Origin of the sequence: Bacillus cereus group sp. N6, assembly GCF_016483705.1 — a bacterium.
Classification (GTDB): Bacteria; Bacillota; Bacilli; order Bacillales; family Bacillaceae_G; genus Bacillus_A; species Bacillus_A wiedmannii.
On sequence record NZ_JAEHBI010000010.1, the window covers coordinates 56411 to 79489 of the forward strand.

A 23079-nucleotide genomic window follows, 5' to 3' on the forward strand; every position below is an offset into this window, starting at 1 on the left:
AGATGGCTGACAAACCAGCTCGTTCTAAACAAATTGAAACTGAAATGACCCTTGAGCAAGTGAAAGAACAACTCACTGAGCTCGGAAAAAAACGTGGCGTTCTTACATATGAAGAGATTGCAGAACGCATGAATGGATTTGAAATTGAATCCGATCAAATGGATGAATACTATGAATATTTAGGTGAACAAGGGATTGACTTAGTTGGTGACAATGATAACGACGAAGGTCCTAATAATCGCCAAATTACAAAAGCGGAAGAAGAATTTGACCTTAATGATTTAAGTGTACCACCTGGGGTTAAAATCAATGATCCCGTTCGTATGTATTTAAAAGAAATTGGTCGTGTAGATTTACTATCTGCAGAAGAAGAAATTCGACTTGCAACGCGTATTGAAGAAGGCGATGAAGAAGCGAAACGTCGTCTTGCAGAAGCAAACTTACGTCTTGTAGTAAGTATTGCAAAGCGCTACGTGGGCCGTGGTATGCTTTTCTTAGACTTAATCCAAGAAGGGAATATGGGTCTAATTAAAGCGGTTGAAAAGTTCGATTATCGTAAAGGTTTCAAATTTAGTACGTATGCAACTTGGTGGATTCGCCAAGCGATTACACGTGCGATTGCAGACCAAGCACGAACAATTCGTATCCCAGTTCATATGGTTGAAACGATTAATAAGTTAATTCGTGTACAACGTCAATTACTACAAGATTTAGGACGCGAACCATCTCCTGAAGAGATTGGTGAAGAAATGGATCTTGCTCCAGAAAAAGTACGCGAAATCTTAAAAATTGCACAGGAGCCAGTTTCTCTTGAAACACCGATCGGTGAAGAAGATGACTCCCATTTAGGTGATTTTATTGAAGACCAAGAAGCAACATCGCCTGCGGACCATGCAGCGTATGAATTGCTAAAAGAACAATTAGAAGATGTGTTAGATACACTAACAGATCGTGAAGAAAATGTTCTACGTCTTCGTTTTGGTTTAGATGATGGACGAACTCGTACGCTTGAAGAAGTTGGGAAAGTATTCGGCGTAACGAGAGAACGTATCCGTCAAATTGAAGCAAAAGCACTTCGTAAATTAAGACATCCAAGCCGTAGTAAGCGTCTTAAGGATTTCTTAGAATAGGCTACCTTTAAGTTTACTTCACCTTTGTGAAGTAAACTTTTTTATTTTGTTAACTTTTGTTAAACTTTAGCTATCAGCAACGATTACAATTTCTTGTAATTTATTTTACAGAATTGTCTTTTGATTTGCAAATGCTCATTTTTCGATTTTTCGATTAATTTTGTGTATTTTATACAAAAATATATGTAGAAAAGTGAAAAATATGATGAGAAACGTTAATAATTATCGAAATAATAAGCGATATAACAATAAAAAACAATAAACTGAATTTATGGAATATTTTTAACGATTAGTAGTTTACTCTTTTCTGATAGAGCGTTTTCAAGTACAATGGAAATGACTGAATCATCTAACTATTTAGGGGTATAGAGGGGGGAGAAGAGATATGAAACGTAATCCGCTGATTCCGTTCGCTCTTATTGCAGCATTAGGTATTATCGTTATGTTTGTATTTTCATTTCAGGGGCTAAATAAATCTAAAGAGTTAGCTGATGCAAAAAATGGCGGGAAGCCAGCACAAACAGCATCAAAACCAGAGGATATTGTGAAGCAAAGCTGTACGAGCTGCCACGGTGATCAGTTACAAGGGGCAGTAGGACCTAATTTACAAAAAATTGGTGGAAAACTTTCAAAAGATGAAATTAAAGAAATTCTTTCGAAAGGAAAAGGAAATATGCCACCAAATATAGTTCCAGCTGATCAAGCCGCTAAAGTAGCTGATTGGTTATCGAAGAAAAAATAAAGTTCCGTATGACAAGCCTTTTGCTTATGCAAAGGGCTTGTTTTTCTAAAATACGATGAGTGATAGAGAAGTGAATTGTTTTTATAGGCTTGCAACAACGACTATAAATTCATTATCATGGAGACAGACTGACAAGAGAAGGAGTAATGGAAATACATGAATGAAGTAAAGCTTTCAAAACGATTAGAAGAAGTAGTGCGTGAAATACCGGTAGGATCTACAGTAGCTGATATTGGATCGGATCATGCGTATTTACCGTGTTATACAATTATAAATAATATTGCTACAAAAGCAGTTGCTGGAGAGGTTGTAGATGGACCATTTCGCTCTGCACAAGCAACTGTAGCTGAAAGTGGCTTACAAGATAAAGTAGATGTGCGTAAAGGGAATGGATTAGCTGTTATCGCGCCAGGAGAAGTAGATGTAATTACGGTTGCTGGAATGGGCGGAGCGTTAATTCGTGACATTTTAGAAAGTGGTAAAGAAAAATTAGAAGGGGTAACTCGTTTAATTTTACAGCCGAATATTGCAGCGCATCACATTCGTGAATGGTTTATTGAGAATGGATGGGAGCTTATCCATGAAAAAATCGTAAAAGAAGATGGGAAAATTTACGAGATTTTAGTAGGCGAGCGAGGAGACGTTGCGGTGCCTTATTCTGAAAATAAACAAGCGGAATTATTTATGGGACCATTTTTAATAAAAGAAAAAGGTGAAGCTTTCGTTGAAAAATGGGAAGGGGAATTGAAAAACTTCCAAAATATTTTAAAGCAGTTAGAACGTGCGGCTGATTCTGAAGAAACAAAAGCGAAGCGTGCGGAAGTAGAAGCGAAAATGAAAATGATACGGGAGGTTTTATCATGAGTAAAATTCCAAATGGCCATGAAATTATTTCTTTATTTGAAAGTATGTATCCGAAGCATTTGGCGATGGAAGGAGATAAGATTGGCCTGCAAATTGGAGCGCTTAATAAACCCGTACAACACGTATTGATTGCGTTAGATGTAACGGAGGAAGTTGTGGATGAAGCAATTCAATTAGGGGCGAATGTCATTATTGCGCATCACCCTTTAATTTTTAATCCGTTAAAAGCGATTCATACAGATAAAGCGTACGGAAGAATTATTGAAACGTGTATTAAAAATGATATTGCCATTTATGCAGCACATACAAATGTGGATGTTGCTAAGGGTGGGGTAAATGATTTACTTGCTGAGGCGTTAGGATTGCAAAATACAGAAGTTTTGGCACCGACATATGCAGAAGAAATGAAAAAAGTTGTTGTGTTTGTGCCAGTAACTCATGCAGAAGAAGTACGAAAAGCATTAGGAGACGCAGGTGCTGGTCATATCGGGAATTATAGCCACTGTACGTTTAATAGCGAGGGTACAGGTACGTTTGTACCTCAAGAGGGAACAAATCCTTATATCGGGGAAACTGGGCAGTTAGAACGCGTAGAAGAAGTGCGAATCGAAACGATAATTCCAGCTTCACTACAGCGAAAAGTGATTAAAGCAATGGTAACGGCACATCCATATGAAGAAGTAGCATATGATGTGTATCCACTTGATAACAAAGGTGAAACATTAGGGCTTGGAAAAATAGGATATTTACAAGAAGAAATGACACTTGGACAGTTTGCGGAACATGTAAAGAAATCATTAGATGTAAAGGGTGCACGAGTTGTTGGGGATTTAAATGATAAAGTGCGCAAAGTAGCTGTACTTGGTGGCGATGGTAACAAATACATCAATCAAGCTAAATTTAAAGGAGCGGATGTATATGTAACAGGTGACATGTATTATCATGTTGCTCATGATGCGATGATGCTCGGTTTAAATATAGTTGACCCAGGACATAACGTTGAAAAAGTAATGAAGCAAGGTGTACAAAAGCAATTACAAGAAAAATTGGATGACAAGAAACTCAATGTACACATTCATGCTTCGCAATTACATACAGATCCATTTACATTTGTATAAGAAAAATAAAAACCGTTGCTTATAGGCAACGGTTTTTATTATTGTTCTTTTTTCACTTTTACACGAGGCAATATTTTTTGTAATGGTACTTTTCGAACTCTCTCCCATGTAGCGGGATTCATTGGATCATATTGATCTAAGAAAGCGATAACTTCTTTTGTAATTGGAGTTGGAGTAGAAGCACCTGCTGTAACAGCTACGTTTTCTACACCTTGTAGCCACTCTAATTTAATCTCACTTACGTCTGCAACGCGGTATGCTTTCGTACCAGCGATTTCTTGTGATACTTGTGCTAAACGGTTTGAGTTGTTACTTTTCGGATCACCGACAACAATTGTTAAGTCTGCAACATCAGCTTGTTTAGCGACAGCTTCTTGGCGAACTTGAGTTGCTAAACAAATTTCCTTATGGAATTCTGCTGTTGGGAATTTCTTCTGAATGTCCTCCATTAAATGTTGAACATCCCATTGGCTCATCGTTGTTTGATTTGTAACTAAAATTTTATCTGTTGGAATTTCTAATGTTTTTAAATCATCAGCTCTTTCGATAAGGTGAACGATGTCAGGTGCAATACCAACTGCACCTTCTGGTTCTGGATGATTTTTTTTGCCGATATAAATGACATGGTAACCTTCAGCTTTCTTTGCTTCAATAAGGTCATGTGTTTTTGTAACATCTGGACAAGTGGCATCGATTGTCGTTAAACCTTTTTCTTTTGCACGTTGTTTAACTTCTGGAGAAACACCGTGTGCAGTGAAAATAACAGTACCAGAATCGATTTTATCTAAAATTTCTAATCGACTTGGACCGTCTAATGTAATGATGCCATCTTCTTCGAATGCATCTGTTACATGTTTGTTGTGAACAATCATACCTAAAATATAAATAGGTCTTGGTAATGATGTATCTAATGCGGCGTTACGTGCAATAACCATCGCGTCCACAACACCGTAGCAATAACCACGAGGGGAAATTTTAACAATTTTCATATGAGTAAACCTCTCCTTCTAAACAAGGGATACTTTTGTGCATAGTCTTTTACATTATAAAGGAGGAATGGATAGAAAACAAAGGATTGTTACACATATAGTTTTGGTTTTGTTGCTATTTTTTGAACAGGCTCCTCTCGTAATTCTTTTTCTATGACAGGCTCAATCACTATTTTTTTTCTTTTTCTTTTTTTTTGTGGAGGAGGCGGAGTTGCTACCTCAACCTTTTCTGTTATGTCTTCAGTTGGATTTTTAGTTGGATCTTCTTCCGTACTTTTTCCAGAGGTGAGGATTTTAACAATGCTTGGTAGGTTACGCATAATAGGACCGTACTGTTCGACGACAGGGCTTACAGATTGAACGACTTGGGATACTTTTTCAATATTGTTTATCATATTAGTTGGATTCGAAATTAAATTTGCAAAAAAACTGCCGATGCCGCTACTTGATGCTGCTGTAGTTGCTGCACCGCCGCGCGTTTCATTTGATTCATACATTTGAGGGGGAATCATTTGCTCTGGATGTTGCTGCATGTATGGTTGATATTGTTGTGAGTATTGCTGCGGGTATTGTTGTTGGTATTGGGGCGGCGGTTGCTGGTGCATCATTGGCGGCGGTCCATCCATTTGTCGATAAGGTGGAACCATTTGCATGAAAGGCTCGGTTGGATCGTGTTTTTTAAAGAGTTTAGCAAGGAACCCTTTCTTTTTTTGTGCCATCGGTGGTAGTTGTGGAATTGGATATGGTGTATAAGGTTGCTGTCCTTGATTCGGATACATTTGCCTTGTGTGGGATTTTGGAAACATGTGAGAAATCCTCCTTTCTTCAGTTAGGTATATACACATACAATATGCAATAAGAGGGAAGAAGGTTAGTTTTTGAAGTAAAAACCTAAACTAAAGATGGATTTTACTTGTAGATTTCGATATAATGTAGACTTGGCTGATTTGTGCGCGCAGTAGAAATTTAGAAAGAAGGTGTAACTTATGACACAACAAACTTTTACACAGTATGATTTTAAACCATTTTTAATAGATGCAGTTCGTGAACTACGCTTTACAGAGCCGACAGGAATTCAAAAGAAAATTTTCCCGGTCGTGAAAAAAGGTGTAAGTGTAATTGGACAATCCCAAACAGGTTCTGGGAAAACACATGCATACTTACTTCCTACATTGAACAGAATTAATGCAAGTCGTGAAGAAGTACAACTTGTTATTACAGCGCCTACTCGTGAGTTAGCACAACAAATTTACGAAGAAATCGTGAAATTAACAAAGTTTTGTGCGGAAGATCAAATGATTACAGCACGTTGTTTAATTGGTGGAACTGATAAACAACGATCAATTGAAAAGTTGAAAAAACAACCTCATATTGTAGTTGGAACACCAGGACGTATTAAAGATTTAGTGGAAGCACAAGCATTATTTGTTCATAAAGCAAATACTATTATTGTCGATGAAGCAGACTTAATGCTTGATATGGGATTCATTCATGATGTAGACAAAATTGCATCACGCATGCCTAGAAACCTGCAAATGCTAGTTTTCTCTGCAACAATTCCTCAAAAACTAAAACCGTTTCTGAAGAAATATATGGAGAATCCAGAGCATATTCATATCAATCCAAAACAAGTTGCGGCTGGGAATATTGAGCATTATTTAGTACCTTCTAAACATCGTAACAAAATCGATTTAGTGAACAAAATGTTGCTACAATTTAAACCGTATTTAGCAGTTGTTTTCACGAATACGAAGAAGATGGCGGATCAGGTTGCTGACGGATTAATGGAACGTGGCTTAAAAGTTGGACGAATTCACGGAGATTTATCACCGCGTGATCGTAAAAAAATGATGAAACAAATTCGTGATCTTGAATTCCAATATATTGTTGCAACTGATTTAGCAGCACGTGGTATTGATATTGAAGGAATTAGTCATGTTATTAACTACGAACTTCCATCAGATTTAGATTTCTTCGTTCACCGCGTTGGAAGAACAGCACGTGCGGGGCATTCAGGTATTGCAGTGACGATTTATGATCCAGCAAACGAAGAAGCGTTAGATAGTTTAGAAAAACAACGTCATATTGAGTTCAAGCATGTAGAGTTACGCGGAGATGAGTGGGCGGATTTAGGTGAACGTCGTCGTCGTAAGAGCCGTAAAAAACCAAATGATGAACTTGATGTTATGGCAACGAAAGTTATTAAAAAGCCGAAAAAAGTAAAACCAAACTATAAACGTAAACTTGCAACAGAACGTGATAAAGTGAAGAAAAAATATAGCAATAAAAAAAGATAAGGGGAGCCCCCTTATCTTTTTTTATCCGGATATTTGCGGGATAATAATCGGTGGGGAATGAAAAAACACTGATTAAAGTTTCGGTGTAGCTAGTTACAATTTGCGTAGTGTTTTAGGAACAAACAATTCGCTACATATTTCTACAAATTATGCTATCATTATATCTATTGTATATTGAAGAGGTGATTGTATGTTAAAGATTGGATCTCATGTTTCTATGAGTGGTAAGAAAATGTTATTAGCAGCAAGTGAAGAGGCTGTTTCATACGGTGCAACGACGTTTATGATTTATACAGGTGCACCGCAAAATACACGAAGAAAACCAATTGAAGAATTGAACATAGAAGCAGGAAGAAAACATATGGAACTAAACGGTATTGAGGAAATTATCGTACATGCGCCATATATTATTAATCTTGGGAATACGACGAAGCCAGAAACATTCCAATTAGGTGTAGACTTCCTTCGCATGGAAATTGAAAGAACATCGGCATTAGGTGTAGCGAAACAAATCGTTCTTCACCCAGGTGCGCACGTTGGTGCAGGAGCGGATGCTGGTATTCAACAAATTATTAAAGGGCTTAATGAAGTATTAATGCCAGAGCAGACGGTTAACATTGCGTTAGAAACGATGGCAGGAAAAGGAACAGAATGCGGTCGTAGCTTTGAAGAAATTGCAAAGATTATTGATGGTGTAAAATATAATGAAAAATTATCAGTATGCTTTGATACGTGTCATACGCACGATGCAGGATATGATATTGTAAATGATTTTGACGGCGTATTAAATAAATTTGATAAGATTGTTGGTATGGATCGTTTGCAAGTACTTCATATTAATGATAGTAAAAATGTATGCGGCGCAGGAAAGGACCGTCATGAAAATATCGGCTTCGGTCATATCGGTTATAAAGCGTTACATCATATTGTGCATCATCCGCAGTTAATGCACGTACCAAAAATTCTTGAAACGCCATATGTAGGTGAAGATAAAAAAGATAAGAAGCCACCATATAAATTAGAAATCGAAATGCTGAAAAATGGTACTTTTGATGAAGGAATTCTTGAGAAAATTAAAGCGCAATAAGCAATAAGGAGGGGATTTTCCCCTCCTTATTTTAGTAGTTGCTGAAATAAAGTATTTACTTGTTGGGCAGTAGCAGGGGAGGTTACTTTTGCTATTTGTTTTAAGAGCTCTAGCCGTTCGTCATTATCGTAAATGTTAATATTCTTTCCTTTCATAAGTAAAACAATTTGATCCGCTTGTGCAGTCGTAATAGAAACTTCATATTCTTTACTATATTTCAATAACTCTTTTGTAGAAATATGATTTAATTTTTTATTTACAAGTTGTTTAATGAGGTTCATCGAGTTATCCTCCTTCACACGTTCTTCTATCGAAATATATGAGTACGTAGCTTGTACATATTCGTATAGAGTTTCTTTTTCCATGAGAAAAAGAAGCGTATGTTATAATATAAGGACAAAACTATAGAAAAAGAGTATAAGGAGGACCTATGGAACAAAAGCAACATCGAAAAGAAAGTGTTATCCATCTTATTTATCGTTTAGTTATGATTATTTTTGGGGCAGCATGCGCAGCGGTAGCGATTGAACTATTTTTAATGCCAAATAAAATTATTGATGGTGGAATTATTGGTATTTCTCTTATATTAGATTATCTTACTCCTAATATTTGGTGGTTAAGTTTCTCTACTTTAGTCGTTATTCTCAATATCCCATTTATGTATTCAGGTTATAAGCAAATCGGGAAAACGTTCATGTTATCTTCGGCGTTCGGTATTGTAGCTTTAGCGTTTATTGAATCAACGTTACATGCTGTTCCGCCATTTACAACAGAGCCGATTTTAGCAACAGTGTTTGGTGGTCTTATTTTAGGTATTGGTGTAGGGCTCGTTATTCGCCATGGTGGATCAATGGACGGAACAGAAATTATGGGTATTTTATTAACGAAGAAATTACCTTTCTCTGTTGGCGAATTTGTAATGTTTGTGAACTTATTCATTTTTGCATGGGCAGCATTTGTATTTGGTGTTGAACAAGCTATGTATTCTGTTATGACGTACTATATCGCATTCAAAACAATTGATACAGTCATTCAAGGTTTAGATGAAACGAAAGCAGTTTTAATTGTATCAGATCAATATGAGGAAGTATCAAATGCGATTTTGCATCGTCTTGGTCGTGGAACTACAAAGCTTGTAGCGAAAGGCGGTTACACGGATAAAGAAAAAGAAGTTATTTATGCAGTTGTAACGCGTCTGGAAGTGACGAAGTTAAAATCAATTGTGTATGAAATTGATGCGAATGCGTTTGTTACGATTATGAATACACAAGAGACAAATGGTGGCAAGTTTAAATCGGCTATCCACTAGAAAATTTATCCAGTAAAAACCCTCGCCAATCGTTAGGGGATGGCCTCATCTGATTAAGGTTTAATATTTTTCGGAAGCAGAGAATTTTTCTCTGCTTTTTGTTATAATAGTAAGGTTTCTTGAAAAAATTGATATATTTTAGGCAGATTGGTTTACAACTATAATAAGCTGTACTATAATTCAAATAGATATAAATCGGAATCATTCTGAATTAAAATAGGTGAGATGCTATGAATAATATATTAGAAATAGAAGGATTGTCATTTCGATATGAAGATCGAAATGTGTTAGAAGATATTAATTTGCAAGTTCCGAAGGGAGCTTTTTTAGGTTTAGTTGGGCCAAATGGTTCTGGGAAATCTACTTTGCTAAAATGTTTATTAGGCGTTTTAAAGCCAAAACAGGGAAGTATTCGTTTGTTTGGTGTTGACAGTAAGAAGTTTAAAGAATGGAACAAAGTCGGTTATGTGTCGCAAAAGGCAAATAGCTTTAATTCTGGTTTTCCGGCCACTGTTTTTGAAGTTGTATCAATGGGACTCGTTTCGAAAAAAGGGCTGTTTCGCTTTTTCACGAAAAACGATAAGGAAAAGGTAGAAAAAGCGATTGCTGATGTAGGGATGAGTGCGTTTCAAGGGCGCAATATCGGAGAACTTTCTGGTGGACAACAACAGCGTGTATTTATTGCTCGTGCGCTCGTTAGTGATCCTGAATTACTTATTTTGGACGAGCCCACTGTTGGAATCGATGTGAAGAATGTAGAAAGTTTTTATGAGATATTAGAGGATTTAAACAAAAGGTTAGGAATCACATTAATTCTCGTTACTCATGATATGGGAGCTGTTACAGAGAAGGTAACACATGTTGCATGCTTAAACCAACATCTACATTTCCATGGAAATGTAGAGAAGTTCCGAGAGTTAGAAGATGCAGAAATGTCCGTCTTATATGGACATCATGTTCATCGTTTAGAACACGAGCATGAGCATCACGGGAGGATATAATGATACAAGATTTTTTACAATATGACTTTTTACGGAACTCTTTATATGCAGGGATTTTAATAGGACTTGTTGCGCCGCTTATCGGTGTATTTGTTGTCATTCGCCGAATGTCGCTTATTGCGGATGCTTTAAGTCACGTGACATTATCGGGTATTGCTGCAAGTTTACTACTAGAAAAAACAATTTTCACAGGAGGGTTTTTAAATCCGTTATATATGGGAATGATTTTTTCTATTGGTGGGGCGTTACTAATTGAAAAATTACGTACTGTATATAAACATTATCAAGAATTAGCAATTCCGATTATTCTTTCAGCAGGAATGGGGATTGGGGTTATTTTTATATCACTTGCAAATGGATTTAACACTGATTTATTTAGTTATTTATTTGGGAGTGTAAGTGCTGTAACAAGTACGGATTTAATAATCATCGGCATTGTAGCAATTGTTGTTATTGTAACGATCACTTTATTATACAAAGAGTTATTTTTACTATCGTTTGATGAGGAATATGCTGTATCAACCGGTTTGAGTGCAAAGTGGATTCACTTTATTTTCATTATATTGGTTGCTCTTGTTATTGCAGTATCAATGCGTGTAGTAGGGGTTCTTCTCGTATCATCATTAATGACGTTACCAGTTGCAGCAAGTATTCGTATTGTGAATGGATTTAAACAAACAATTTTCTTTTCCATTTTATTTGGTGAAATTGCAGTAATTGGTGGAATGTTTGCTTCATATCAACTTGATCTAGCACCAGGTGGTACAATTGTTATGATAGCAGTTCTTATTTTAATTGGTGCGATTTTATGGAAAAAGAAAAAAACTGCATAAAGTAGGGATAGATATGAATCTAACAGAAGCTTTACGCCTAATGAAAGATAAAGGATACAAACATACGGGGAAAAGGGAAGAAATGCTCAGGTTATTTGCAGCTCACAATCGTTATTTAACGGCGAAAGACGTTTTAGAGCATATGAAGGATGATTATCCAGGTCTTAGCTTTGATACGATTTATCGTAACTTAACGGTGTTTGCTGAAATCGGTGTTTTAGAAAAAACGGAATTAAATGGTGAAAAACATTTTCGTTTTACATGTTCTATTATGGAACATCATCATCATTTTATTTGTTTAGATTGCGGGGGAACGAAAGAGATTACTTCCTGCCCGATGGATTTTATGAATAAAGATTTTAACGGTTATGAAGTAACCGGTCATAAGTTTGAAATATATGGCCGTTGTCCAAAATGTGCAAAATAAGAACTCGTCGGTTACATAACTGACGAGCTTTTTTACGTAAAAAAGAAGGTTGCCCACAAATATTGTGGCAACCTTCTTTTTATTGTTCTTGTGTTTCTTTTTCTTTTTCTCGTTCAGCAGCCATTTCAGCAGCAATTACATCAATTTCTTTTTTCAGTTCTTCTACCATTATTTCTTCTGGTACTTTACGAACAACTTGCCCTTTACGGAATAATAATCCTTCTCCACGTGCACCGGCAATACCGATATCAGCTTCACGAGCTTCACCAGGACCGTTTACAGCGCAACCAAGTACTGCAACTTTAATTGGTACTTTTAGTGTAGAGATGTATTCTTCCACCTCGTTAGCGATGCTAATTAAATCAATTTCAATACGACCACAAGTTGGACAAGAAATAAGTGTTGCTGCATTAGATGCAAGACCGAATGACTTTAATAGTTCACGCGCAACTTTTACTTCTTCAACTGGGTCAGCACTTAATGAAATGCGTAGTGTATTTCCGATGCCCTTATTTAAGATTGCGCCAAGACCAGCGGCACTTTTTACAGTTCCGGCAAATAATGTTCCGGATTCTGTAATACCTAAATGTAATGGGTAATCAAAAGCACGAGCAGCTTTTTCATATGCTTCAATTGCTAAGTTAACATCAGAGGCTTTCATAGATACGATAATATCGTGGAAATCTAAATCCTCTAAAATTTTAATGTGATGTAGGGCGCTCTCGACCATACCATCTGCAGTTGGGTATCCGTACTTTTCTAAAATGTGACGTTCTAATGAACCTGCGTTTACACCGATACGGATTGGAATACCGCGTTCTTTTGCTGCATTTACAACAGCTTCTACTTTATGGCGACGACCAATGTTACCTGGATTGATACGTACTTTATCAATGCCACCTTCAATTGCTTTTAAAGCAAGACGATAATCAAAATGAATATCAGCAACAAGTGGAATGTTGATTTGTTTTTTAATATCAGCAATAGCATTTGCTGCGCGTTCGTCTGGAACAGCAACGCGGACGACTTGACAGCCAGCTTCTTCTAAACGTTTAATTTCAGCAACTGTTGCTTCAACATCATGTGTTTTTGTTGTTGTCATACTTTGTATAATTAATTCATTATTACCGCCAATTGTTAAATTACCGACTTTAACTGGACGTGTTTTTGTACGATGAGTCATTTCATTCACGAATAGATCGCTCTCCTTATAAAAGAAGTTTCTTATTTAGTCCCTCATATCAATGAAAGTATACGTGATACAGGGCTATAGAAACCGAAGTGCTCGGTTTCACTTTTACTATTGTATCAGCGCCTTTATGTAATTGACAAGGATTAAGTGATTGCTCATTGATATAACGGGAATTTATAAGACTTTCCAATTTGTATTTTTGTAGCAGATGTACTTTTGTTTAGTTGTTTAAAGTCATCAATTACCTTTTCAATGGAAGGGATTTTTTTCTTATTAATTTGTTCGGTAATAGAAAGAACTGTCTCACCTGTTTTGACTTCGATTGTTTTATAAGTTACATCTGTTTCTTTTTCTGCTTTGTTCTCTTTCTTTTGTTTTGTATCTGTATTTTCTTGCTTTATCGTTTGGGCAGCGGTTGTTTTTTTATATGAACTTAACATCGGTAAAGTGCCGATTTTTATATCGTAATAAAATATATAACCAAGAACAAGCACGAATAAGGATATACCTAATCTCTTCATATTCTTCACTCCTTTGCTAGGAATATATGCTTGTCCAAAAAAAAAATGCCTATTTAGGCATTTTTTTTCGTTCTTATTTTTCTTTCGGTTTTGGAACTTCTTTAATCGTTAAGTAAAGAACAATTAAAACAACTGCGATATAAATGAATGTTGAACCAGGTACAACAATTTTGAATAAATCCATAATCATAAAGAAGATTGTTGGAATTGTGTAGCTGTATGCAGTTAACGTCCATACTTGCTTATAAGATAATTTACGTTGACCGCTCATAGCAGAACCTATAAACGCAAGTAAAGTAATTCCTAAGAAAGTAATAAACAATTGGAATAGGTATACTAACACGCCGATAACAGCTAGTAAAATTGGATAAATACTATCGAATACAGAAATGAAATCTTGCAAATCTTTCTTCTCAAGAGATGTCCCTAATAAATCATTATAGGAGTATGTTTGTGTTTGACCATTTCCTATAGAAACTACTTTATCTTTTAAAATAAATAAACCAGTTTTGTTTTGATATGTTTCTATATCTGTTGTATTGGGATCAAATACGAAAAGAGCATCTCCCTCTTCCTTTAGAATAGGTTGTTCAATATCTGCTTTTAGTTCACCGTTTTCGATTTTAAAATCAGGTAAATCTTTTTCAATTGCTTGATTTACCATGGTAACACTATCTTGAATAAAGCTACCGTAAAAGAATGTTCTTGGAATAGTAGTGATTAGACAAAGTAGCATAATATACAAAATGGTTTTTCCGATTTTTTGAAAACGGAATAACGCCATATCTTTAGGCGAATATACGCTTTTGGCTAATTGGGTAAATATGGACATGGATTCACTTCCTTTATGTATGTATAAAATCATTGTAACGTAGGAATCTAGAGAATCTCAAGATATATTATATTTACATATAGTGGAGATAACTAAATTTCTTTTTATTAATTTTCTTCTTTTATATGAGAAAAATACAATTGACACTTTTCTTTGCCATATGGTAAATTTATCTTACATTTCTTAAAGGATATATCCGATAGGAATTCCTTTATTTGATATGTTGTTACATACATAATTGTGGACCCTTAGCTCAGCTGGTTAGAGCAGACGGCTCATAACCGTCCGGTCGTAGGTTCGAGTCCTACAGGGTCCATATCCATTTCGCATGTTTATTATGTCAGTGGGAAGCTTCCTTGTAGAAGGGAGCTTTTTTTACGGAATATATGAGCATTTTAATTGAAAAGAAGTGGGATTTTTGCTACGTTAATGATAGCAAGACAATGTGATTTATTTGTTTGCACCCTATGGCAATTAGGGTAGAATGAAGTTGTATGTCACTTAAGTGGCAATACATAAACTGGGAGGAATATAACAATGGCAAAACACGAATTACCAAATTTACCTTATGCGTATGATGCTTTAGAGCCTCACTTTGACAAAGAAACAATGAACATCCATCATACAAAACATCATAACACTTACATTACAAACTTAAACGCTGCTTTAGAAGGTCATGCAGAATTAGCTGACAAAAGCGTAGAAGAATTAGTTGCAAACTTAAACGAAGTACCAGAAGGAATCCGTACAGCAGTACGTAACAATGGTGGCGGACATGCTAACCATACATTCTTCTGGACAATCTTATCTCCAAACGGCGGCGGACAACCAGTAGGCGAACTTGCAACTGCAATTGAAGCGAAATTCGGTAGCTTCGATGCATTCAAAGAAGAATTCGCAAAAGCTGGCGCAACTCGTTTCGGTTCTGGTTGGGCTTGGTTAGTAGTAAACAATGGTGAGCTAGAAGTAACAAGCACGCCAAACCAAGATTCTCCTCTAACTGAAGGTAAAACTCCAGTTGTAGGTTTAGATGTTTGGGAACATGCTTACTACCTAAATTACCAAAACCGTCGTCCTGACTACATCGGTGCATTCTGGAACGTTGTAGATTGGAACGCTGCTGAAAAACGTTACCAAGAAGCAAAATAATTGTAATAACGATAGAAAAAGCTAGGAGAATGCTCCTAGCTTTTTTCTATGCTTTCCTTTTACATAATTGGGCTTGTCTTTGGAAGACTAGAACATGAAGTAAAGGAGAGTTGTGTATGAAGTGGAAACATATAATTGGTGACGTTGAAGTGAATCGGGATTTAGTGTTGTTGCTCCTTATTGGAGGTTTATACACGCTCGCAATTTCTTTATCGAATACGTTTGTTAACATTTATTTATGGAAACAAACACAAAATTATGTGAATCTTGGCTTGTATAATTTGGCCAGCGTTGTATTACAGCCTCTCACATTTCTTATAGGTGGGAAATTAGCGAAGCGTATTGATCGCTCAATCTTGTTACGAATAGGCGTAGGCACGTTAGCTATTTTTTTTATCGTTGTTTTAGTAGCGGGAAAAAGCGCTTCTCACTATATTTTATTAATGGGGGCTCTTTTAGGAGTCGGATATGGTTTTTACTGGCTCGCGTTTAACTTATTAACATTTGAGATTACAGAACCAGAAACAAGAGATTTCTTTAATGGGTTTCTTGGACTTCTTACATCCTTCTCTGGCATGATTGGACCGATAGCAGCTGGATACACAATTTCACGTATGGAAAAATGGAGTGGCTATACGGTCATATTCTTTCTTTCGTTAGTGTTATTTGCAATCGCTGTTATTTTAAGCTTTTTTGTATCTAAGAGAGAATGTGAAGGACGGTATGAAATTGTACAAGTATTGAAAGAGCGGCAGATTGATAAAAATTGGGGAAGAATTACACGTGCTCATTTTTTCCAAGGGTTGAGAGAGGGAACGTTTATTTTTGTGATTTCCGTGTACGTGTATTTAGCGACGGATAGCGAACTCGCCTTAGGAAAATATAGCTTAGTAAATTCTGCTGTATCATTTGTATGTTACTACTTAGTCACTCGTATGTTAAAGAAAGAGTGGCGGAAAAAAGCAATTTTGCTTGGAGGCATTATTTTATATGCTGTCGTATTTTTAGTTATATTCGACGTTACATACGCAAAATTACTTATTTATGCAGCGTGTATTGCGGTTGCATACCCTATTTTGCTCGTTCCGTACGGGTCCATGACATATGATGTAATTGGCAGAGCGAAAAATGCGAGAGAGTGGCGTGTAGAGTATGTAGTTGTCCGGGAATTATGGTTAAATGCAGGAAGAATTTGTTCGATTTTAAGTTTTTTATGTGCTGTATTATTCTTTCCGCCTGAAAAAAGTTTACCTTACTTATTATGTATTTTAGGTGCAGGACATTTCCTTATTTATTTTGCAGTTAAAAATGTCAAATATGATGAGGGAAATGCAAGTAAAACAAGTGTTGTAAGGCAAGGGACTGCGCAGAATCAAACAGAACCAGAAGGTTAACTTCTCGGTTGTTTTATGCTAGAATAGAAAAAGATGTAAGACAGCAGTGAGGACACCTGTATGAAGGTGTCCCTTTCACATTACATAGCTGTTGGTAGAGGGGGTTTGTATGAGCAAGAAGCAGAAACAACAAAAGAAAAAGACTCACGTTCCTTTTCGGTTAAACGTGCTGTTTTTCTGCGTGTTTTTAATGTTCTCCGCGGTTATTGTAAGGCTTGGATATGTACAAATTGTTCGCGGTGAGGAATATAAGAATGAAGTGGAGAGGAAAGAGAACTCGACGATAAGTAATCCTGTACCACGTGGGAAAATATTTGACCGTTATGGGCGAGCTGTAGTAGATAATGCAGCTGTACGTACGATTACATTTACAAAAATGAAAGGGTCAACTGCAGAGGCTCGCTTAGAAACAGCGGAAAAGTTAGCAGATTTGATTGAAGTCCCGACAGATAAATTAACAGATCGCGATAAAAAAGATTATTGGCTTGCTACGCACAAAGAGGAAGCTAAAGAAAAAATTACGAATAAAGATCGTCAAGAGTTAAAAGATAAAAAAATTGACGATAAAGAAGTAGATGAGCGTCAACGAAATCGCGTGACAGAAGAAGAAGTGAATCAATTATCCGCAAAAGATTTAGAAGTGCTAGCGATTAAAAGCAAAATGGACGGCGGATATGCGATGACGCCACAAGTCATTAAAAAGGATGCTACAGAAAAAGAATACGCGATTATTAGTGAAAATCTAGCAACATTACCGGGTGTAGATACAAATGTTGATTGGGATCGAAAGTATATTTATGATGATTTATTCCGAAGTGTACTTGGCGGGGTGTCAACGTCTGATGAAGGTTTACCGAGAGAAAGACTAGATTACTATCTTGTTCGTGATTATAATCGAAATGACCGCGTAGGGAAAAGTTATCTTGAGCAGCAATATGAAGATAGTTTGCACGGTAATAAAGCGGAAGTGAGAAATATTACAGATAAAAACGGTAATATTTTAGAAACGATTAATGTATCAAAAGGGCAAAGTGGTAACAATCTGAATTTAACAATTGATATGGAATTACAAAAGCGTGTAGAAGAAATTATCACTAAAAATTTATTGAGATATAAAGGGGGACAACCTCTTTTAGATCGTGCATTCGTTGTAATGATGAATCCGAAAAATGGTGAAGTTTTATCTATGGCAGGGAAACAGTTAGTGGAAGAGAATGGCGAAACGAAAGTGCAAGATTTCGCATTAGGAACGATGACAAGCTCTTATCCGATGGGATCAACTGTAAAAGGTGCGACGGTACTTACAGGATATCAAACAAATGCCATTCAACCAGGTTCCTACCAACTTGATGAACCAATCGTATTGAAAGGAACGCCGAAAAAATCTTCTTGGAAGACGATGGGATCTATTAATGATTTGACAGCATTAAAAATGTCTTCTAACGTTTATATGTTTAAAACGGCGATGAATCTCGCAGGTGTTCAATATGTGAGAGGTGGTACGTTAGATATACCACAAAAAGCATTTGATACGATGCGTTATTATTTCGGACAGTTTGGACTTGGTGTGAAAACAGGTATTGATTTACCGAATGAATCAGCGGGCCAAACAGGTAAAGGAATTCAGCCAGGTTTCTTATTAGATTTATCAATTGGACAGTATGATACGTATACACCACTTCAATTAGCGCAATATGTTTCAACAATTGCAAATGGTGGTTACCGTATGCAGCCGCAAGTTGTGAAAGAAATTCGTCAACCGGCAGTGAAACCAGACGAAGTTGGAAAAGTGGTTCATTCAATGGAACCGAAAGTACTAAATCGTATTGATATGCCTGAATCACAAATTAAACGTGTTCAAGAAGGATTTAGACAAGTATTTAACGATTCTGGTGGTACAGCTACGAAATACTTTACAGGTGCACCATATAAAGCTGCTGGTAAAACAGGTACAGCTCAAACTGTGTATGGCGGAGATAAAGAGATAGGTAGAAAGGCAAACGGTGAGCGTAAAGAAACATATAACTTAACGTTAGTAGGTTATGCGCCACTTGAAGACCCTGAAGTAGCATTTTCTGTTGTTGTACCTTGGGTGGATGATAAATCAGGTATTAACGGATATATTAGTCGTGATATTATGGACGCGTACTTTGATTTGAAAAAAATAGAAAATGGCGAAGCTTCAAAAGAGGAAATAGATAATAAAAAGAAAAAGAAAAATCAAGATCAAGATGACGAATAAAAAAGTTGTAAAAAAAGCACACTATCTGAAAAGATAGTGTGCTTTTTTTTATGGTTCATGCATACGTTTTAATAAAATGGACAAGCATATCATATCGGAAAATTGAGGAATCTCACAAATGATATGTATGTATCTCCTCTGAAGGAGAACGGTTTTATAGACCAATCATCAGTGAAGATGAACGGTGGCTACGGATTCAAGTTTCCCCTTATGTTGATTCTTGTGGAACTTTACAAAACTTTTACAAACAATTAAAACCGAATTAATAGTTTAGCAGTATTCTTATATCTGTAATCCTGTTATTTCCGGTTACTTCTAGGAGGAAGAACACGTGAAATGGATAAGTGCATCGATTAAAGTTTTCATGCTGTCAACATGTTTTCTTTATGTTGGCACGTCTACTGTATTTGCTGTGAATGAAATGGGAGAAGTGAGAGTTGATGGATCCTCAACAGTTTTCCCTATTATAGAAGCAGTAGCGGAGGAATATACAAAGGCGCATCCAAACGTGAAAATTTCTATCAGTGTTTCTGGAACAGGAGGAGGATTTAATCGTTTCAGTAAAGGAGAAGTAGATATAAATAATGCTTCGAGAGCAATGAAACAAGTGGAAGAAAATGAAATGAAGAAAAACTCTATTCAGTTTACACCGTTTGAAGTCGCTTACGATGGTCTTACGATCGTTGTGAGTCGCCAAAATACTTGGGTAAACAATATGAAGGTAGACGAGTTACGTCTATTATGGAGTGAAGATGGAAACGAAAAGCGATGGTCACAAATTCATTCTTCATGGCCACGTGAACAGGTGAAGTTTTATGCGCCAGGTGTAGACTCTGGTACGTATGATTATTTTCAAAATGTCATCTTACAAAATAGTCGCATTGTAAAAAAAGTCTCTTTGTCTGAAGATGATCAAGTTATTATGCAAGGGGTAATGAATGATAAAAATGCCATTGCTTTTGTAGGATATGCTTATTATATGGCCAATCGAGATAAGGTGAGAGCAATAAAAGTGAATGGTGTACTTCCGACGAAAGATACCATTCAATCAGGTAAGTATAAGCCATTATCTAGGCCACTATTTGCTTATGTGAATGATGCATCTATCCGAAATAAAATGAATGTAGCAAATTATATTGAGTTTATGATTCAGCATGTTGGTAATCTCGCTGAAGAGGTTGGATATGTAAAATTACCAAAAGAAAAATATAATGAACAGCTGCGGATGTTAACAGAAATAAAAAGGTAATGTCAGGGTGGAAAGGGGTTTTCATCTTTGGCTCATAATGACAAAAGTCAAATTACATTTTCTGTACAAAATTTGATTGAAAGAAATACAAAACAAAGAAAAAAAACGCAGCGAATCAATCGAATAGTTCCGTTATTACTAAAAATAATTGCTAGCGTGTCTATTGTAACGACACTTGGAATTATTTTTACATTGGCAAATGAAACAATGATGTTTTTTCAAAAAATACCATTACACTCCTTTTTGACGGGAAAAGAATGGTTACCTTTTTTTGAAAATCCTAAATTCGGTATATTACCACTTATATGTGGAACGTTCCTTGTAACAGCAATTGCCATGTTCGTATCAATTCCTATCGGTTTAGCGTGTGCCGTATTTTTAAGCGAATATGCTTCAAGCAGTGCAAGGAAAGTATTAAAACCGATGTTAGAACTATTAGCAGGTATCCCGACAATTGTATATGGTTTTTTTGCATTAACAGTTGTCACACCACTTTTACAACGGATTATACCAGATTTACAGTTTTTTAATGCGATTAGTCCAGGTATTGTTATTGGCTTTATGATGATACCTATAATTGCATCTCTATCTGAAGACGCGATGAGAGATGTAGCGAAAGGAACGAAAGAAGCTTCGTTAGCACTTGGAGCAACTCGGTTTGAGATGGTAAAACAAGTCGTGTTTCCTTCGGCTTTTACAGGGATTATGGCAGCAATCCTATTAGCTGCTTCCAGAGCAATTGGCGAAACGATGATAGTTGTAATTGCAGCGGGATCTACACCGAATGTATCGCTCGATCCGACACACTCTATTCAAACGCTAACAGCCTATATTGTGCAAGTGAGCTTAGGTGATGCTCCGCATGGAACAATTACGTATTACAGCATGTATGCTGTAGGCGCAACGTTATTCTTGTTTACTCTTATAATGAACATCATTTCACACTCTATTATGCGCCGCTTTAGGAGGGTGACATAATATGCGAATGTTGAATCATAAAAAAATACAAGAAAATATGGCATCACGTTTTTTAAAAGACCGAGTTTACAAGTTGTTATTTTATATAGCAATTTTGTTTTCAATAGTAATACTGCTTATTTTTCTTTTTCAAATTTTTGGAAAAGGTATAAGTTACCTTTCGTTAGATTTCTTTACAAACTTCGCTTCGCGTAATCCGAAAGAAGCTGGGATTGCTGCAGCTTTGTCAGGAACAATATTATTTATGAGTATTGTTATACCAGTCTCCTTTATATTTGGAGTTGGAACTGCTCTTTATTTGGAGCAATATGCGAAGGAATCTATATTTAAAAAGGTAATAGAAATTAATAATCAAACGTTAGCAGGAGTACCTTCCGTTGTATTTGGATTACTCGGCTTAACTATTTTTGTATATGCTCTTCATTTAGGAGAGAGTATTATTGCGGCGGCACTGACGATGAGTTTACTCGTTTTACCGACAGTTGTTGTAGCGAGTCAAGAAGCGATACGATCTGTACCAAGTTCATTATTAGAAGCCTCTTACGGATTAGGTGCTACGAAGTGGCAAACGATGTATCAAATTGTATTGCCATCTGCTTTCCCAGGAATTATAACGGGTTGTACGTTAGCGATATCAAGGACGATTGGAGAAGCGGCACCGCTATTAGTTATCGGGGCACTTGCATTTGCAAATTATGTTCCATTTAGTATGTTTGATAGATTTACAGTTTTACCAATTCAAATTTTTAATTGGATGAGTAGACCGCAAGAAGAATTTCAGTATGTAGCAGCTGCTGGGATGATTGTGTTGTTAGGTTTATTACTCTTTATCAATATATTTGTCTTATGGTTACGAAATCGAAAATAAGTTGGAAATGGATGAAAGGGGAATTCAAATGGTAGCAACAGTAGTAAATGTACAGGTGAAAAACGAGGAGAAAATCGAGACTGCACCAAAGAAAGTAGTATTTGATACGAAAAACTTAAATTTATGGTACGGAGAAGACCATGCTTTAAAAGATATTAACTTAAGCATTCATGAGAATGAAGTTACAGCAATTATCGGGCCAAGTGGTTGTGGTAAATCAACGTACTTAAAAACATTAAATCGTATGGTAGAGTTAGTACCAATCGTGCGAACTACAGGTGTAATTGAATATAGAGAGCGCAATATATTTGAAAAATCATACCCAGTTGAAGAATTAAGAACTCATGTGGGAATGGTGTTCCAAAAGCCAAACCCATTTCCGAAATCTATTTATGAAAATGTAGCATATGGCCCGAAAATTCATGGTATTCGTGATAAAAAAACATTGGATGAAATTGTTGAAAAAAGTTTACGTGGAGCAGCGATTTGGGATGAGTTAAAAGATCGTTTGCATGATAATGCATACGGTTTATCTGGTGGACAGCAACAGCGTCTATGTATCGCACGTTGTTTAGCAATTGAACCAGACGTTATTTTAATGGATGAGCCAACATCGGCACTAGATCCAATTTCAACATTAAAAGTAGAAGAATTAATTCAAGAGTTAAAGAAAGACTTTAGTATTGTGATCGTAACGCATAACATGCAACAAGCGGCACGTATTTCAGATAAAACTGCTTTCTTCTTAAGTGGAGAAGTTGTGGAGTATACAGATACAAATAAATTATTTACGACACCTTCAGATAAGCGTACAGAAGATTATATTACAGGCCGATTCGGTTGATATCGTTGCAAGG

The 23079-nt window shown here is 36.3% G+C and carries 23 protein-coding genes and 1 tRNA gene; 18 read left to right on the forward strand and 6 right to left on the reverse strand.

Annotation, left to right across the window (positions count from 1 at the left end; genetic code table 11):
* Positions 1–2 precede the first annotated feature (2 nt).
* The 4 genes from rpoD to JDS99_RS10435 all read left to right on the forward strand — a co-directional run bounded on the left by rpoD (position 3) and on the right by JDS99_RS10435 (position 3854).
* Positions 3–1130 (forward strand): RNA polymerase sigma factor RpoD, encoded by a 1128-nt coding sequence (gene rpoD / locus JDS99_RS10420; protein ID WP_000764061.1) that lies wholly within the window; start codon positions 3–5, stop codon positions 1128–1130.
* 385 nt (positions 1131–1515) lie between these two features.
* Positions 1516–1872, forward strand: coding sequence for a cytochrome c550 (gene cccA, locus JDS99_RS10425; protein WP_000828145.1), 357 nt, complete (start codon positions 1516–1518; stop codon positions 1870–1872).
* Positions 1873–2028: 156 nt separating this feature from the next.
* Positions 2029–2736, forward strand: coding sequence for a tRNA (adenine(22)-N(1))-methyltransferase (locus tag JDS99_RS10430; RefSeq protein WP_088608156.1), 708 nt, complete (start codon positions 2029–2031; stop codon positions 2734–2736).
* Positions 2733–3854, forward strand: a complete 1122-nt coding sequence (locus JDS99_RS10435; RefSeq protein WP_088608155.1) for a Nif3-like dinuclear metal center hexameric protein — start codon at positions 2733–2735, stop codon at positions 3852–3854. The genes JDS99_RS10430 and JDS99_RS10435 overlap by 4 nt, the downstream gene beginning before the upstream one ends.
* A gap of 38 nt (positions 3855–3892) precedes the next feature.
* Here the strand turns inward: JDS99_RS10435 and JDS99_RS10440 are convergent, their stop codons facing one another.
* Both JDS99_RS10440 and vrrA read right to left on the reverse strand, forming a co-directional pair.
* Entirely contained in the window at positions 3893–4843 is a 951-nt protein-coding gene (locus tag JDS99_RS10440) for a 4-hydroxy-3-methylbut-2-enyl diphosphate reductase (protein WP_087985254.1), read from the reverse strand.
* 89 nt (positions 4844–4932) lie between these two features.
* A complete protein-coding gene (gene vrrA / locus JDS99_RS10445; protein ID WP_199695041.1) occupies positions 4933–5649 on the reverse strand; it encodes a VrrA/YqfQ family protein in 717 nt (238 codons plus the stop codon).
* Between the two features lie 180 nt (positions 5650–5829).
* On the opposite strand from vrrA, the gene JDS99_RS10450 reads away from it, so the two are divergent.
* Positions 5830–7140, forward strand: a complete 1311-nt coding sequence (locus JDS99_RS10450) for a DEAD/DEAH box helicase (RefSeq protein WP_000194012.1) — start codon at positions 5830–5832, stop codon at positions 7138–7140.
* A 190-nt stretch (positions 7141–7330) separates the two neighbouring features.
* Complete coding sequence (locus JDS99_RS10455; RefSeq protein ID WP_088064422.1) at positions 7331–8227, forward strand: deoxyribonuclease IV; 897 nt, start codon at positions 7331–7333, stop codon at positions 8225–8227.
* A 26-nt stretch (positions 8228–8253) separates the two neighbouring features.
* On the opposite strand, the gene JDS99_RS10460 is transcribed toward JDS99_RS10455, so the two are convergent.
* Entirely contained in the window at positions 8254–8508 is a 255-nt protein-coding gene (locus JDS99_RS10460) for a DUF2624 domain-containing protein (RefSeq protein ID WP_001048965.1), read from the reverse strand.
* Between the two features lie 149 nt (positions 8509–8657).
* On the opposite strand from JDS99_RS10460, the gene JDS99_RS10465 reads away from it, so the two are divergent.
* The 4 genes from JDS99_RS10465 (at position 8658) to JDS99_RS10480 (ending at position 11797) form a co-directional block, all read left to right on the forward strand.
* Positions 8658–9536 (forward strand): YitT family protein, encoded by an 879-nt coding sequence (locus JDS99_RS10465; RefSeq protein ID WP_000435955.1) that lies wholly within the window; start codon positions 8658–8660, stop codon positions 9534–9536.
* A 230-nt stretch (positions 9537–9766) separates the two neighbouring features.
* Positions 9767–10537 carry a metal ABC transporter ATP-binding protein gene (locus JDS99_RS10470; protein ID WP_001059648.1) on the forward strand — a complete coding sequence of 257 codons (771 nt, stop codon included), beginning with the start codon at positions 9767–9769 and terminating at the stop codon, positions 10535–10537.
* Positions 10537–11370, forward strand: coding sequence for a metal ABC transporter permease (locus tag JDS99_RS10475; protein WP_199695042.1), 834 nt, complete (start codon positions 10537–10539; stop codon positions 11368–11370). The genes JDS99_RS10470 and JDS99_RS10475 overlap by 1 nt, the downstream gene beginning before the upstream one ends.
* Positions 11371–11383: 13 nt before the next feature.
* Positions 11384–11797, forward strand: a complete 414-nt coding sequence (locus tag JDS99_RS10480) for a Fur family transcriptional regulator (protein ID WP_199695043.1) — start codon at positions 11384–11386, stop codon at positions 11795–11797.
* A gap of 79 nt (positions 11798–11876) precedes the next feature.
* Here the strand turns inward: JDS99_RS10480 and ispG are convergent, their stop codons facing one another.
* The 3 genes from ispG to JDS99_RS10495 all read right to left on the reverse strand — a co-directional run bounded on the left by ispG (position 11877) and on the right by JDS99_RS10495 (position 14342).
* Complete coding sequence (gene ispG, locus JDS99_RS10485) at positions 11877–12980, reverse strand: flavodoxin-dependent (E)-4-hydroxy-3-methylbut-2-enyl-diphosphate synthase (RefSeq protein WP_075308387.1); 1104 nt, start codon at positions 12978–12980, stop codon at positions 11877–11879.
* Positions 12981–13144: 164 nt separating this feature from the next.
* Complete coding sequence (locus JDS99_RS10490; RefSeq protein ID WP_199695044.1) at positions 13145–13510, reverse strand: hypothetical protein; 366 nt, start codon at positions 13508–13510, stop codon at positions 13145–13147.
* A 73-nt stretch (positions 13511–13583) separates the two neighbouring features.
* Positions 13584–14342, reverse strand: a complete 759-nt coding sequence (locus JDS99_RS10495) for a DUF1189 domain-containing protein (RefSeq protein WP_000021902.1) — start codon at positions 14340–14342, stop codon at positions 13584–13586.
* Between the two features lie 242 nt (positions 14343–14584).
* Here JDS99_RS10495 and JDS99_RS10500 point away from each other — a divergent pair.
* The 8 genes from JDS99_RS10500 to pstB all read left to right on the forward strand — a co-directional run bounded on the left by JDS99_RS10500 (position 14585) and on the right by pstB (position 23066).
* Positions 14585–14658 (forward strand) — tRNA-Ile (locus JDS99_RS10500).
* A gap of 221 nt (positions 14659–14879) precedes the next feature.
* Positions 14880–15491 carry a superoxide dismutase [Mn] gene (gene sodA, locus JDS99_RS10505; RefSeq protein WP_199695045.1) on the forward strand — a complete coding sequence of 204 codons (612 nt, stop codon included), beginning with the start codon at positions 14880–14882 and terminating at the stop codon, positions 15489–15491.
* A 116-nt stretch (positions 15492–15607) separates the two neighbouring features.
* Positions 15608–16885 carry an MFS transporter gene (locus tag JDS99_RS10510; protein ID WP_088064421.1) on the forward strand — a complete coding sequence of 426 codons (1278 nt, stop codon included), beginning with the start codon at positions 15608–15610 and terminating at the stop codon, positions 16883–16885.
* A 109-nt stretch (positions 16886–16994) separates the two neighbouring features.
* Entirely contained in the window at positions 16995–19127 is a 2133-nt protein-coding gene (locus JDS99_RS10515; protein WP_088064420.1) for a peptidoglycan D,D-transpeptidase FtsI family protein, read from the forward strand.
* 331 nt (positions 19128–19458) lie between these two features.
* A complete protein-coding gene (gene phoX, locus JDS99_RS10520) occupies positions 19459–20376 on the forward strand; it encodes a phosphate ABC transporter substrate-binding protein PhoX (protein WP_088064419.1) in 918 nt (305 codons plus the stop codon).
* A 27-nt stretch (positions 20377–20403) separates the two neighbouring features.
* The gene (gene pstC, locus JDS99_RS10525) at positions 20404–21354 is read left to right on the forward strand and encodes a phosphate ABC transporter permease subunit PstC (RefSeq protein WP_098857840.1); all 951 of its coding nucleotides are present in this window, start codon (positions 20404–20406) and stop codon (positions 21352–21354) included.
* Position 21355: 1 nt separating this feature from the next.
* Positions 21356–22222: a phosphate ABC transporter permease PstA gene (pstA, locus tag JDS99_RS10530; RefSeq protein ID WP_199695046.1), complete on the forward strand. Its 867-nt coding sequence runs from the start codon at positions 21356–21358 to the stop codon at positions 22220–22222.
* Between the two features lie 28 nt (positions 22223–22250).
* A complete protein-coding gene (gene pstB / locus JDS99_RS10535) occupies positions 22251–23066 on the forward strand; it encodes a phosphate ABC transporter ATP-binding protein (RefSeq protein ID WP_000226689.1) in 816 nt (271 codons plus the stop codon).
* Positions 23067–23079 lie beyond the last annotated feature (13 nt).

What these genes read in the sequence shown, in the direction of transcription:
- rpoD (WP_000764061.1), top strand. Translation starts at nt 3, where the DNA reads ATGGCTGACAAACCAGCTCGTTCTAAACAAATTGAAACTGAAATGACC.
- cccA (WP_000828145.1), top strand. Translation starts at nt 1,516, where the DNA reads ATGAAACGTAATCCGCTGATTCCGTTCGCTCTTATTGCAGCATTAGGT.
- JDS99_RS10430 (WP_088608156.1), top strand. Translation starts at nt 2,029, where the DNA reads ATGAATGAAGTAAAGCTTTCAAAACGATTAGAAGAAGTAGTGCGTGAA.
- JDS99_RS10435 (WP_088608155.1), top strand. Translation starts at nt 2,733, where the DNA reads ATGAGTAAAATTCCAAATGGCCATGAAATTATTTCTTTATTTGAAAGT.
- JDS99_RS10440 (WP_087985254.1), bottom strand. Translation starts at nt 4,843, where the DNA reads ATGAAAATTGTTAAAATTTCCCCTCGTGGTTATTGCTACGGTGTTGTG.
- vrrA (WP_199695041.1), bottom strand. Translation starts at nt 5,649, where the DNA reads ATGTTTCCAAAATCCCACACAAGGCAAATGTATCCGAATCAAGGACAG.
- JDS99_RS10450 (WP_000194012.1), top strand. Translation starts at nt 5,830, where the DNA reads ATGACACAACAAACTTTTACACAGTATGATTTTAAACCATTTTTAATA.
- JDS99_RS10455 (WP_088064422.1), top strand. Translation starts at nt 7,331, where the DNA reads ATGTTAAAGATTGGATCTCATGTTTCTATGAGTGGTAAGAAAATGTTA.
- JDS99_RS10460 (WP_001048965.1), bottom strand. Translation starts at nt 8,508, where the DNA reads ATGAACCTCATTAAACAACTTGTAAATAAAAAATTAAATCATATTTCT.
- JDS99_RS10465 (WP_000435955.1), top strand. Translation starts at nt 8,658, where the DNA reads ATGGAACAAAAGCAACATCGAAAAGAAAGTGTTATCCATCTTATTTAT.
- JDS99_RS10470 (WP_001059648.1), top strand. Translation starts at nt 9,767, where the DNA reads ATGAATAATATATTAGAAATAGAAGGATTGTCATTTCGATATGAAGAT.
- JDS99_RS10475 (WP_199695042.1), top strand. Translation starts at nt 10,537, where the DNA reads ATGATACAAGATTTTTTACAATATGACTTTTTACGGAACTCTTTATAT.
- JDS99_RS10480 (WP_199695043.1), top strand. Translation starts at nt 11,384, where the DNA reads ATGAATCTAACAGAAGCTTTACGCCTAATGAAAGATAAAGGATACAAA.
- ispG (WP_075308387.1), bottom strand. Translation starts at nt 12,980, where the DNA reads ATGACTCATCGTACAAAAACACGTCCAGTTAAAGTCGGTAATTTAACA.
- JDS99_RS10490 (WP_199695044.1), bottom strand. Translation starts at nt 13,510, where the DNA reads ATGAAGAGATTAGGTATATCCTTATTCGTGCTTGTTCTTGGTTATATA.
- JDS99_RS10495 (WP_000021902.1), bottom strand. Translation starts at nt 14,342, where the DNA reads ATGTCCATATTTACCCAATTAGCCAAAAGCGTATATTCGCCTAAAGAT.
- sodA (WP_199695045.1), top strand. Translation starts at nt 14,880, where the DNA reads ATGGCAAAACACGAATTACCAAATTTACCTTATGCGTATGATGCTTTA.
- JDS99_RS10510 (WP_088064421.1), top strand. Translation starts at nt 15,608, where the DNA reads ATGAAGTGGAAACATATAATTGGTGACGTTGAAGTGAATCGGGATTTA.
- JDS99_RS10515 (WP_088064420.1), top strand. Translation starts at nt 16,995, where the DNA reads ATGAGCAAGAAGCAGAAACAACAAAAGAAAAAGACTCACGTTCCTTTT.
- pstA (WP_199695046.1), top strand. Translation starts at nt 21,356, where the DNA reads ATGCGAATGTTGAATCATAAAAAAATACAAGAAAATATGGCATCACGT.
- pstB (WP_000226689.1), top strand. Translation starts at nt 22,251, where the DNA reads ATGGTAGCAACAGTAGTAAATGTACAGGTGAAAAACGAGGAGAAAATC.